Raw genomic sequence first — 13,272 nt, forward strand, 5'->3', positions numbered from 1 at the left:
CCATTCCTAGGATCCCTATTTGAATTTCAATACCGGCTTTCCAGCCAAATCTTTTTCCAATGCATTGACCACCAAATAAATTAAGATAAAGACTGGAACAATGACAAGCATCGGCTTTATATAATAGATATATCCATACCAGAAAACACGCGCGATGGTGGTTACGATTAAGTAATAGCCGAGAGAAAAACCAAAATCTCCGAATAGCTTCCGGAGCAGTAATGCCGGGATAAACACCACAAGATACGTTAAAAACGGAGCTAGAATGACTCCCATTACTTGATAATTCAAGAAATACTCCCCGTATATGAACAAGCCATAATTGGTATGTATCGACTCCGCCACAAGATGCGCTGCCCCTGGACCTGCTTCCGACCCAAGAAACGAAGGCATTAATTGCGGAATATAACCGAGAAGCGTAGAAACTGTCCCATGATCATAGGTCACCTCAATGGCAGCAGCAGTGGAGTAAACCAAATCCTGGACTGTTGGATAATTCACTAAAACTGCAAATGAATCCAAAATGGCTGCTGCATCAAACACCAATCCGTTATGCCGCACAATCCCTAAATAAGAAAAGACCAAAAGCCCGATGGCAATGATGCTGAATTTCTTAAAATTAAAGTTGGCCTTAAAAATCTTCCCTTTCTTCGTGTTCGTAATGATGACGTATAAAATCAGGATCAAGCCCAGAATATCCACCCGTGCATAATGGGAAAGCAGCCAAAAAGGCACAAACAACAAAGCAGCTTTTCGCAGCATACTTCCCTTAACCCCAATCAGGACAAAAAAGTAAGAAATGGCAACCACTGAATTCCAGGCATTTCCCGGCAGCAAGCTTGGCGAGAATTCATGGTAGGCCCGCCCCGGAAGATCCGGCAGATAAATGATGGCGGACGCAATCGCAACAATGCTGAAGAACCAGGTAGACAATAAGCTATTCGAGTCCCTGAAAAAGAATTTTAAAATGACGGCATCATATTTCTTAAATGATTTATTATCAAGAACTAGTAAAAGCGACCAAATGAAGTAAAAAAATAATGCCCCAAAAGCTAAAATGTAAAAATGTTTTTCAATTAGCTGCGTTCGATCATTAAATAATGGCTGCACTTCGCCAGCAGGAGCAAATCCGAGAATGCTCAATATCGGCAGGAACAACAGCAAAAGTGAGAATGAAGCAAAACCGACTTTGAAGATGGCGACATCCATGACAAATTTAACGGCAAAAATTCCTAATATAATAAAATGAAACACATCTTCCGCATGGAATTGCTGGCCGATTTGAGCAAAATAATACAACATCGCTATTCCAGCAATGATATTGACTGCCACTTGAAAGATCCGCTCATTTTTATTGTCTGATTCACTGTAATTCACCATATGCTCATCCCTCTATCCTCATAATGCTCTTCGGTATTCGATTAAGTATTAAGTAGAAAGAATTTCAGAGAATTTATAGTTCTTTTTCGATTGTTTATACATGATTTCCAGGACTTTCAGCGGCAAGAAAGTAGAAAGATAATAGATGAACGCTTTTAACGAGCTATTCTTTTCAAATGCAGCTTCGAGCAACACTTTTCTGGCCAATTTAACCGCTTCTTTGTCGCAGCTGGTAATGCCCACTTTCAGCAATGTCTTAAAAATATTAATTGAAAATTTCTCGAAAACGCCGTTCCCTAATTCCTTCGCTAAGTTTTTATAAGCCTTAAAAATATATACTTGGCCGTTTAGTACCGCCGTATTATTCGTTGAAATGCGCTCTCCGGAATGCTGGAAAAACAGCACCATGGAATCTTTCACAAAATCAAAATTTGTAATCTGTGATAAACGGAGATATAAGTCCCAATCCTGGCAACTGGGTAAGGCGGATTCAAACCCGTTGATTTCATGAAGCAGCTCTGTTTTAACTAGAACCGAAGAAGTCGTGTCAATACAATTAGATTCCATGAGCATCGGCAAAATATTCCCACGGTAACGAGGAATAATTTCCTTAATGGTTTCGCGCTCATTGACCAATTTGACACCAGTGTATACTGCGCCGACTTCCGGATTGCTATTGAATATCGCCAGTTGTTTTTGTAATTTGTCCGGCAGCCATTGGTCATCTGAATCCAAAAATCCAATGTAATTTCCCTTAGCGTGCTTAATGCCGGTATTTCTGGCCTCAGAGCCGCCTCTATTGATCTGATGCCGAATGTATTTGATGCGTGGGTCGTGCATTTCTTTCACAACCGCTTCTGTGTCATCTGTCGAGCAATCATCCACAATGATGATTTCTAAATTTTGATGGCCCTGATGCTGGAGGCTGTAAACAGCTTTCTTCAATAATTCAGAACGATTATAAGTGGGGATTACGACACTTACTTTTTCATTTGTTTTTCCCAATCGAGTCCACTCCTTAGCGTCTGTCTCCTCTTATATATTGAACATACAATTTTACAAATTTTTAATTGCACGCTTAACACTGATGCAGGATTAAGACAGAATCTGACTCGGCGGAAGCCATACATATCTTGTCTATAATCTAATTTCTGAGTTGTACGAAAATACAGAATACTTATATGGATGAAAAAATATGCAGAGCCCCTCTCATCCGCAGCTCTGCATTTTTTCCTTAAAACTCTTTTGTGCTGTATGCTTCTTGCTTTTCTTTGCCTAATAAACGCAAATCGTTTTTAACCATAATCTCTACCAACTCTTCAAATGAGGTAGCAGTGGGATTCCACTTCAACAGCCGTTTCGCTTTTGAAGGATCGCCCAATAATTGTTCCACTTCAGCCAAACGGAAGTAATCCGGATTCACTTCAACAATTACTTCTCCTGTACGCTTATTGATGCCTTTCTCTTCCGGCCCTTCGCCTTGCCATTCGATTTCTATTCCGGCATGAAGAAACGCTAGTGTCGCAAATTCACGGACCGTATGCATTTCTCCGGTCGCAATGACAAAATCTTCCGGCGTCTCGTGTTGCAGGATCAACCACATACATTCAACGTAATCTTTTGCATATCCCCAATCCCGGCGGGCATCCAAATTCCCAAGCGATAGCTTCTGCTGTTGTCCACTGGCAATTCGCGCTGCGGCCATGGTAATTTTACGTGTCACAAAAGTCTCTCCGCGGCGCTCTGATTCATGGTTGAAAAGAATGCCGTTCACGGCAAACATGCCATAAGATTCTCTGTAGTTTTTCGTTATCCAAAAGCCATACAATTTGGCGACCCCATATGGTGAACGCGGATAAAATGGCGTTGTTTCTTTTTGCGGCACCTCTTGGACTTTTCCGAACAGTTCTGAAGTGGATGCCTGGTAAATTCGGGTTTTATGCTGCAGCCCAAGAATTCGTACCGCTTCCAATATCCGTAGTGTGCCAATGCCATCTACATCCGCTGTATATTCCGGAGTTTCAAATGACACTTTCACATGAGACATGGCGGCCAAATTGTAAATTTCGTCTGGTTTGATCTCGCTGATCAACCGGATGACATTTGAGGTATCTGTCATATCCCCGTAATGGATAAAGAAATTCTCGCTGGTCTTCAGCTCTTCGATATAAAGGTGTTCTATTCTCTCTGTGTTAAAACTCGAGCTTCGCCGAATGATGCCATGAACTTCGTAGCCTTTCTCCAAAAGAAAATCTGCTAAAAACGATCCATCCTGTCCTGTAATCCCTGTTATCAATGCTTTTCTCATCGAATCCCCCATTATTTAACCGTAATAGTTTCTTTGCTGATATTTTCCAAGAACCACTCATAAGCTAATTTCAGCCCATGGTCCAATGAAGTTTCCGCTTTCCAGCCAAGGCTATGCAATTTGCTTACATCAACGAGCTTACGGGGAGTACCATCCGGTTTTGACGTATTGAATCTGATTTCCCCTTCATAGCCAGTAATATCCTTAATCTTTTCGGCTAATTCTCTGATGGAAATATCTTTGCCTACACCGATGTTCACTAATTCACTTTTACTGTATGTGTTCATCAGATAGACAGCGGCATTGGCCAAATCATCTGAGTATAGAAACTCTCTTCTCGGCGTTCCCGTGCCCCATACTTCTACTGTTGGAGCAGAATTCACTTTCGCTTCATGGAATTTCCGGATTAACGCAGGCAGCACGTGGGAACTATTTAAATCAAAATTATCATTAGGGCCAAATAAATTGGTCGGCATAATCGAAATAAATTTAGTTCCATATTGCTTGTTATAGTACTCACACATTTTAATCCCTGCTATTTTCGCAATAGCATAGGGCTCATTGGTCGGCTCCAACTCTCCAGTCAATAAAGAATCTTCTCTCATTGGCTGAGGGGTGTATTTCGGATAAATGCATGTGCTTCCTAAGAAAAGCAGCTTTTTTACTCCGTTCTTATAGGACGCATCTATTACATTCGTTTGAATCATTAGATTGTCTCGAATAAAATCAGCTGGAAAATCGTTGTTTGCTACAATCCCCCCGACTTTTGCAGCAGCTAAAAATACATATTCCGGCTTTTCTAAGTTGAAGAATGCGTCAACTTGGCCGCGGTCTGTCAAATCCAATTCGCAATGAGTCCGTAAGACAAGATTATGATAGCCATTCTTCTTCAAATCTCTGACAATAGCCGATCCTACAAGACCCCGATGCCCTGCTACATAAATCTTTGATGACACATCCATTTAAACCCCATCCTTTTCTATGGTCTCTTAAGAGAATGCTCTCTTGCCTATTGCCAGAGAGCATATGCCGCTGAATAATTGCATATCGCTAAATCGGGCCCTTTTCACTCTTTAATATTCTTCCTGTATATCTGTACATATTTACCAATACTAAATGCTTATACTATACTTTATTTTTATCATTTTAGCATACTTTAGACTTAATAAAACAGATTATTTAGATTATTTTATAAATTTTACAGAATTTCTTTTCTATAACCAGTAATCTTCCAATTTCGCACTTATTTTTTAACTTCTAGAGGCAAATTCAAACCGTCGCCTTTTGGATAAAGAAACTTTTTACTTCCAGCAGTAATTTTCGCTGGAAAATAATCATCATGAATCCATAGATCATCATTCCTGCACTAAAGCTAATAAGGATAATAGCTAAGTCATTGGTTTTCGCCAGGATGCTGATCAACCCATGGAGCAATAAAATCATCACTGCTGAATGAAAAATTGGAATAAAGATGGATTTCAATAATTCATTAAAGCTATTGCCGATAATTAGCCGGATTCTGCTGAAATAATTGACAAAGAACAGAACAAACCGCAATAAGCCCATGGCTAATGCGACCAATGCAATTTCTCCAGTCAGGCTTGAGAAATAAACAACGACCGGCACAATAAATAACAGCCCCAATTGCCAATAAAAACTCCAGCGCACCTTCCCTACTGCAGTAAATAGGCTTCCGCTCGGATTTCCTAAAGCACGGAATAAGGCATAGAAGCAGAGAATCTGGACAATGATTACGGCTTCCGTCCATTCTTTCCCTAAAAGAAGCGGCACAAGATAAGGCGCTAATACGATAAGACCGGAAAAAAATGGTGCATTTAACGTCATAATCAGCTGAATGATGAATAGATAAGCTTTTTGCAGCCGCTTTTGATCACTTTGAATTTTAGCGAAAACAGGAAATGATACACGCGTAATCATAGGATTTAATTTCTGGATAGGTTGCATGATCAAGTTCATTGCCATACTATAAATCCCAAGAATTTGAGGTCCCATTAAAATTCCGATAATAATTTGGTCGATTTTCGTATTGAAATAATTCGCAGTCGTAGTCCCGAGACGATACAATCCGAACGTTATCAATTCCGTAATGTTTTTCCAAGAGAACACAAACAGTGGCCGGGTTTCTGGATTTTTAAAGCCTGAAAAGACCCACGGCACAGTCCGTACGAGCGAACTTGCAATATGGCCGAATACAAGAGACCACGCCCCCGATCCCATATAAGCTGCTAAGAAAATCGTGAGAGAAACCCCTATAAAAGAAGCGATGATTTCGTTCTTCGTAATTTGGCTGAATTCTAAATTTTTACTGGCTATCGTTTGGAATTGCAAACCAAACGGGATAATGAGAAAACTGATGCCGACCACCCGAATCATCCCTTTTAATTCAGTATGATCAAATAGGCTGGCGAGAAGCGGTGCAGCAAAGAATAAAATGATGAAGATTCCAAAACCCATGAAAATCGAAAACCAGTAAAGGCTCGATAATTGAATTTTACTGATTTTCGCCTTTTGGATGATTGCATCTGTCAGTCCCATATCCATATACATTTGGGCAAACTGAATGACGATTTGCACAAGCGCTAAAATCCCATAGACGGCAGGACCGAGAATGCGTCCCAGAACTACTAATTGGATAATCTGCAGGACACTTGTAATGAGCATTGATAATGAAGTGAGTTTCATGCTGTTGGCCACTTTCTTTTTTAAAGTCGACATCGCTTCAACTCACTCCAATCTCAATACAGGATTTTTTTCCAAAGATCTTTTCTGCTTTTCAAATCGATGCCATACGGGATGTCCGCCATAAAGTTATCGGGATATCCGATGAAATCAAACGACTCATCAATTGTTTTTGGTTTGTGATCGTATTTATACAAGAACTCAAAATCGATGATTCGCGGCCCCTCTTTGGTCATTAATATATTGCCAGGATGGAAATCGATCAATGCGAATCCTTTTTCATAAAAGAACCGGCTAATGCCCAAAATCTCTTCTTTGTATTTTTTCAACATCCACTTTTTCACTCGTTTGTTTTCAGCAATCCTCAGTGTATCCAACAATGGCACAATCAAATAATTGTCGCCGCTGTCGAGGAGTTTCGGAATAAATTCACATTCTTTGCTAAGCTCTCCATAAACATAAACTTCACGCTTTAAAAAACGTTCTTTTCCTGCTTGATAGGTTTTTTTGACTGCTTTTTCCCCTTGATATTCGATCACTTCCACTTTAGCCCGCCGCCGATTACCGGATAAATCTTTATAGACTTTCTCTTTTGTTACGTAAGCTTTGTCCCATTCAGTAATGGTATTTCGGACGTAAGCCATCGTTTCTGGAACGACCATATTGATATAATCCAATGCTTCAATTTCATCATCAGAACTATGGATCGGATTCGTCTTCTCTTCAGCTTCAAGATTTGAATTGATTTCTCTCCGGACTTCTTCCTTAAAGAGATAATGTTCGTTCGATACATGCGGATATTTCTTTTTGAATTTTTCCTTTAAAGGTTTGGGATGATAATCATACATGACAAGCAGTACTGCCGGATCTCCCCCATTTACTGGCCATGGTCCTTGCCCCCAATTGCCCCCGCGCAGCCTTTGAGATGCCTGCCTTTTTTGTTCGCGATTCAATTCAATGGCTTTCACCAGGTTTAATCCGCTTTTTTCCAGCCAATTGATGATAAAACCCGTCAGCCCCCTCTTATAAGCCCAATCCCTTATAACGAACACCATCACTTCTCCCGATTTTTCAAAGTCATCTGAAGAACGGATGATAGTCTCTTTCAACCAAGATGCATTTTCTTCCGGCAACTTTCGAATCGTATCGGTCGCCGGCGCCCACCCTGCTTCTCCTAACAAACGATGGAAATACATAAGATTAAGCTCTTTTAATTCCATGTTATTTTCCTTCGCTAACGCTTGTAAAATATTTAAATATTCATGATCGGCCAATTCTTGCCGGCCAAGGTCTCCGTCTCGAACCGGGATTCCGGATTTTATTCCTTTATGATAAACTGCGTGATAAAGAAGGCTTAGAAAGTAATGGCGCTTGTCCGGCACAAAAAAACGGCCTTTCCAAAGCGTTCTTTCTGCGAGGATTTTCTCAGCCAAATTTGGCGGGTAATAAGCCATATTCTTAAAGCTGCTTCCCGGCAAACCACTGACACTATAGAGGTCGAATGGCAGAATGCCTATTTTCTCATTTAATACTTGTTGTACTCTGAAAATGTCTTCGTCTGCTACTAAGAGATCGACATCTTCCTGAATATCGGAAAAGGGGATCTTATCAAACCATCTGAGGACAACATATCTCAATCGCTGTTCATTAAAGCGTTTGAAAAGTGAATCAAGCGGCGTTTCTGGAGATAGATAATAGCGCGCTTTCTTTTCTTTCTTGTATTTGCGTCTAAACAAAATGCCCCTGCTGACTGCTCCATTTTCTTCAGCGAACTCTTTAAAACTCATTTCCCATCTTCGTTTCCGGGCATATTTGTACGCCCATACTGCCAAAAAGCTGAAGTTATTCACCAAATGATTCGGTTTAAAGACAATCAGTTCTGCTGAAGAATTAAACGCTTTTTTAATGTCATCGAATCCTGCCTTGCCTAAAATCAGGACGTCCGCATTGTTTTTAAAAATGACATCATTGCTGTTTACGGGATATGCATATCCACTGAACGAATGGGAAATATCAGAGACCACCGCTAAATAATTATCATATCCAGCTGCAGCCAGCTCCATTTTCAGCTTATTGTCTTCCGCGTTATAATGCAGGATTTTCACTTTCCTCTTATCATCATTCAATTCTCTTAAATAATCACTGATGCGCATACTATTCTCCATTACTGCACCTCCCCACTTTTCATAAACAGCCGAAAAAAATCAAAACAGAAGAGCCTCATCCCAAATGTCCGCTAAAGGATGACGCCCCTTGAACCTATATGGCTTTCTTTTTCATTATTTGCTGATAGGCTGCAAATCCGGTTTTGGCTGGCGCTGCCGTTTCAGGATATGCTCCCACCAATCCTGGTTTTCCAAATACCATTGAATGGTTTGCTGAATGCCGCTGTCGAAACTATACGTCGGAATCCAGCCCAGCTTCTCTAATTTGGACGGGTCGATGGCATAACGGCGATCATGGCCAAGGCGGTCGGGTACATATTTGATCAATTCTTCGGATTTCCCTAGCCCTTTGAGAATCGTCTGCACCACTTCCAAATTGGATTGTTCATTATGGCCGCCGATATTATAGACTTCACCTAATTCTCCTTTATGGAGAACCAGATCAATGGCCGAACAATGATCCGCCACATGCAGCCAATCCCGAATGTTTTTGCCATCTCCGTAAACCGGAACGGGTTGATCTTTCAAAACTTGAGAAATGGTCAATGGGATCAACTTTTCCGGAAAATGATAAGGACCGTAGTTATTGGAACAGCGCGTAATATTGACTGGCAAACCGAAGGTCTCGAAATACGAACGCACCAATAAATCGGATGAGGCTTTACTTGCACTATAAGGGCTATTCGGCTGAAGCGGAGTCTCTTCTGTGAAGAATGTAGAAGGATCAAAATCCAGCTCTCCATATACTTCATCTGTTGAAATATGAACAAACTTTTGGACTCCGATTCGTTTTGCAGCTTCCAACAGAATTTGTGTGCCTAATATATTCGTGCGGATAAATACTTCCGGTTCACGGATTGAACGGTCGACATGGCTTTCAGCTGCAAAATGGACAACATAATCAAACTTTTCCTTTTCAAAAAGCTTATGAATTTCCAAGCTTTTCGTTATATCTGTATGGACAAACGTATAATTGCTTTTCCCTTCAATTTCCCCATGCTTCGTCAAGTCTCCGGCATAAGTTAAGGCATCCAGATTAAAAATATGGTATTCAGGATATTTTTCCACCATATAATGAACGAAATTACCGCCGATAAACCCTGCTCCACCAGTTACTAATACTTTTTTCATCAGCAAGACCTCTATTCTCAATTGTTTAATTGAAAGGATTTTTCTGCAGCGATATCAATCAAATATTTTCCATAATCGGTTTTGATCAACGGCTCCGCCAATTCCACTAATTGCGTGCGAGAAATATAGCCCCGGCGGTAGGCGATCTCTTCGATGCAAGATACGTATAACCCTTGTCTTTTTTGAATGGCTTCGACAAAATTAGCCGCCTGCAGCAATGCTTCATGAGTTCCTGTATCCAACCAGGCAAGGCCGCGTCCCATCAGGTTGACCGTCAACTCTCCGCGCTGCAGATAGACATCTATAATAGAAGTAATTTCCAATTCTCCGCGTTCTGAAGGATGAATGTTTTTAGCGATTTCAATCACCTGATTATCAAAGAAATACAAGCCTGGAACTGCGAAAGAAGATTTTGGTTCTTTCGGTTTTTCTTCAATCGAAAGGACCTTATTGTCATCCCCGACTTCTACTACGCCATATGCTCTCGGATCAGCGACATGGCAGCCAAAAATGATGCAGCCATGCTCAAGTTCAGCCGATTCGATCAACCGGCTTCCAAAATCGGATCCGTAGAAAATGTTGTCACCCAGCACCAATGCGACGGGAGAGTCGCCGATAAAACTTTCCCCAATGGTAAATGCTTCAGCTAACCCTTTCGGCTCTTCTTGAATAGCATATTCCAATTTAATCCCTAATTTTTGTCCATTGCCAAGAAGGCTCAAAAAACCGGCCACGTCCCGTGGAGTCGAAATGATCAAAATTTCTTTGATGCCCGCAAGCATCAACACCGAAAGCGGATAATAAATCATCGGTTTGTCATAAACCGGCAGCATCTGTTTCGAAATGGATTTCGTTAATGGATAAAGGCGCGTTCCGGATCCTCCGGCTAAAATGATCCCTTTCATAACCAATCCCTCTTTTCTTAGATTCGAGTCAAGGCCTTCAAACTTTGTTGAAGTTCTTTAATCAATTGGCAAATTTGATTTACCGCTTCTATCGGCAAGTTACCGTAATACGGCATGGATAAGACTTGTTTCACTGCTTTTTGTGCAACAGGCAAGTTTTCCGGTTTCGCAGATTCAAGCTGTCGATACCAGTCAAAATCACTGCATAGCGGATAAAAGTACTTGCGGGTGAAGACATTGTATTTCTCCAATTCTTGATGCAGCCAGTCCCTCGAACTGCCGAATTCCTGTTCATCCACTTCAATGACGAAATACTGGTAACTGCTCGATTCCCCTTCTAGCACGGTAATCGGACGGATGCCTGGAACTTCTGAGAAATGCCCTTCATAGGCTTTTTTCAATTGATGCCTTTTTAGGCGCTCTTCTTCTACGAGCTTCAGCACTTCGATTCCGATGCCCGCCTGGACTTCGTTCATTTTAGCGTTCAAGCCTGAAAGCACCACTTCTTCTGCATTCAGGATTCCGAAGTTTTTCAAGAGATTCAATTTCTGAAGCAATTCTTCGTCTTTAACTGCTAAAGCGCCGCCTTCGATGGTATTAAATAATTTGGTTGCATGGAAACTGAACATCGTCATATCCCCAAAATCACTTATTGGCCGATCATGCAGTTTCGCACCAAAAACATGCGCTCCGTCGTAGATGACTTTCAATTTATGTTTTCTGGCAATCTTCTCAATCTGGTCTACATCACATGGATTTCCAAAAACATGGACCGCTAAAATAGCGGAGGTTTTTTCCGTGATTAACGCTTCTATTTTAGAAGCATCGATGTTTAAAGTGATGGGATCGATATCGCAAAAAACAGGCTTCAGGCCGTTCCAATCCAATGCCTGGACGGTGGCTGGAAATGTAAAAGGCGTCGTAATGACTTCGCCAGTTAGCCCAAGCGCTTTTATGCCAAGCAGCAAAGCCAGTGTCCCGTTGTTGAACAAGGAGAGATTCGGCGCTTGCAAATAGGCTTCTAATTGCTTAGTCAATTCTTTATGCTGATTCCCGTTATTCGTAATCTGGCCGCTTTTCCAGATTTCGCTGATTTTATTCGTGACATCTTCCACTTTCGGCATTAATGGACTGGTGATAAATATCGGATTTTCAAATGGACTGGCCATATTCTTCATCCCCCGCGATCATACTTTTTTTATATCACTAGATTTAGCAAAGCTGATTTTCTTCAACATCGGTTTAAGCAAATCAACAACAATACTCAATTCCTTAATTCTCAAAAGCTTACTGATTGCAATGTATAAGATGATGCCCAAACTGATCTGGAACAGCAATTTCAACAAATTGCTTTCAAACAGGTATTCACCGCCGATATAAACAGCAATTCCCATTGCAAGAGAAATGAGATACATCGGGAACAAGTCCTTTACCTGCTCTTTAATGGAGTAGGAAATTTCACGGGCAGAAAAATAAGTATTGAAATACAAAGCGACGTAAGAATCGAGGACGATGACGCCGACAAGCCCCATGATGCCAAGCTTGAACCAGATTGCTAAAAAGATGAGCAAAGACAAGACCACCATTTTGGCAATTTCCAAGTACAGGAACAAATCAGAGCGGCCGCGCACTTGGAGAATATTTAAATTCAAGGCATGGATGGGGTAAAGCATTCCGGCAATGCACAGCAATTGAAAATAGACCACCATTCCGGCCCATTGTTCCCCCAAAACTAGATGGATGAGCGGTCCAGCTATGGCAGCGATTCCTGCCATAACCGGAAAAATAATAAAACCGGATAACTTAATGATTTTACGGAAAGCTTGCTTGATTCGATTTTCATCATCTTGAAGGCTGCTGAGCACAGGATACGTCACACGCTGCAATGTAGCTGTCAACGTTTGTGCAGCAACATCACTAAATTTGGAGGCATTTGTATAATATCCAAGGCTTCTCGCCGAATATTGCTTCCCGATGATCAAGAAGAAAATATTCGTATAGATTGTATCGATCAAACCCGAAATCAATAATTTCCATCCAAAACCAAACAAGCGTTTAAAGGATTTCCAGCTAAATACGAATGAGGGCATCCACTTTCTTGATAGGGACAAAAATAGCGACTGGACTGCATTCATTGTCAATTGCCGGATGACTAAGCTCCAAACTCCCAGTCCGGCAAAAGCTGCCCCAACAGCAAAAACTCCTGACAAGATGCTTGCCGTTAAATTCACTTTTGCTTGGACTTTGAAATTCACTTCTTTCGTGAACATTGCTCTTGGAATGATGGCAAAAGAATTGATGATCACGCCAAGCGAAAGTACTCGGATCAGCATGGTCAAATCAGGCTGGCTATAAAAAGAGCTGATAGCCGGCGCTGTCAAATAGAGAAGAGTATAGATAAAAAATGAAACAGCAATATTGAAATAGAAGACCGTGGAATAATCCGTTTGAGTCACTTTCTGCTCACGAATCAGTGCTTGGGTAAATCCACTGTCTGTAATGGAATTGGAAATGGCTATAAAAATCAAAATCATGCCAATCAGTCCAAAATCTTCTGGAAGCAACATTCTGGCCAGTACGACTTGAATGATAAACTGCCCACCTTGGTTCCCAACCAAGTCACCAAAGCTCCAAAGCAATCCGCTTATTGTCTTTTTCTTTAAGGAATTCTGCTTTTCCATAA

At 41.1% G+C, this 13,272-nt stretch carries 10 protein-coding genes; all 10 read right to left on the bottom strand.

Annotated elements, in window-relative coordinates; all coding sequences use genetic code 11:
- Positions 1-15 precede the first annotated feature (15 nt).
- The 10 genes from L0M13_RS12955 to L0M13_RS13000 all read right to left on the bottom strand — a co-directional run bounded on the left by L0M13_RS12955 (position 16) and on the right by L0M13_RS13000 (position 13,270).
- Positions 16-1,380 carry a hypothetical protein gene (locus L0M13_RS12955; RefSeq protein ID WP_235196896.1) on the bottom strand — a complete coding sequence of 455 codons (1,365 nt, stop codon included), beginning with the start codon at positions 1,378-1,380 and terminating at the stop codon, positions 16-18.
- Positions 1,381-1,428: 48 nt separating this feature from the next.
- A complete protein-coding gene (locus tag L0M13_RS12960) occupies positions 1,429-2,385 on the bottom strand; it encodes a glycosyltransferase family 2 protein (RefSeq protein ID WP_235196897.1) in 957 nt (318 codons plus the stop codon).
- A gap of 229 nt (positions 2,386-2,614) precedes the next feature.
- The gene (gmd, locus tag L0M13_RS12965; protein ID WP_235196898.1) at positions 2,615-3,688 is read right to left on the bottom strand and encodes a GDP-mannose 4,6-dehydratase; all 1,074 of its coding nucleotides are present in this window, start codon (positions 3,686-3,688) and stop codon (positions 2,615-2,617) included.
- A gap of 11 nt (positions 3,689-3,699) precedes the next feature.
- Positions 3,700-4,650: a GDP-L-fucose synthase gene (locus tag L0M13_RS12970; RefSeq protein ID WP_235196899.1), complete on the bottom strand. Its 951-nt coding sequence runs from the start codon at positions 4,648-4,650 to the stop codon at positions 3,700-3,702.
- 307 nt (positions 4,651-4,957) lie between these two features.
- A complete protein-coding gene (locus tag L0M13_RS12975; protein ID WP_235196900.1) occupies positions 4,958-6,424 on the bottom strand; it encodes an MOP flippase family protein in 1,467 nt (488 codons plus the stop codon).
- Positions 6,425-6,444: 20 nt separating this feature from the next.
- Entirely contained in the window at positions 6,445-8,553 is a 2,109-nt protein-coding gene (locus L0M13_RS12980) for a hypothetical protein (protein ID WP_235196901.1), read from the bottom strand.
- A 114-nt stretch (positions 8,554-8,667) separates the two neighbouring features.
- Entirely contained in the window at positions 8,668-9,684 is a 1,017-nt protein-coding gene (gene rfbB, locus L0M13_RS12985) for a dTDP-glucose 4,6-dehydratase (protein WP_235196903.1), read from the bottom strand.
- A gap of 17 nt (positions 9,685-9,701) precedes the next feature.
- Positions 9,702-10,589: a glucose-1-phosphate thymidylyltransferase RfbA gene (rfbA, locus tag L0M13_RS12990; RefSeq protein ID WP_235196905.1), complete on the bottom strand. Its 888-nt coding sequence runs from the start codon at positions 10,587-10,589 to the stop codon at positions 9,702-9,704.
- A 17-nt stretch (positions 10,590-10,606) separates the two neighbouring features.
- A complete protein-coding gene (locus L0M13_RS12995) occupies positions 10,607-11,758 on the bottom strand; it encodes a DegT/DnrJ/EryC1/StrS family aminotransferase (protein ID WP_235196906.1) in 1,152 nt (383 codons plus the stop codon).
- Positions 11,759-11,776: 18 nt separating this feature from the next.
- On the bottom strand, positions 11,777-13,270 hold the full coding sequence (locus L0M13_RS13000) for a lipopolysaccharide biosynthesis protein (protein ID WP_235196907.1): 1,494 nt from the start codon (positions 13,268-13,270) through the stop codon (positions 11,777-11,779).
- Between the last annotated feature and the right edge of the window lie 2 nt (positions 13,271-13,272).

The organism is Planococcus sp. 107-1, from assembly GCF_021513255.1.
In the GTDB taxonomy this organism is placed as follows: Bacteria; Bacillota; Bacilli; order Bacillales_A; family Planococcaceae; genus Planococcus.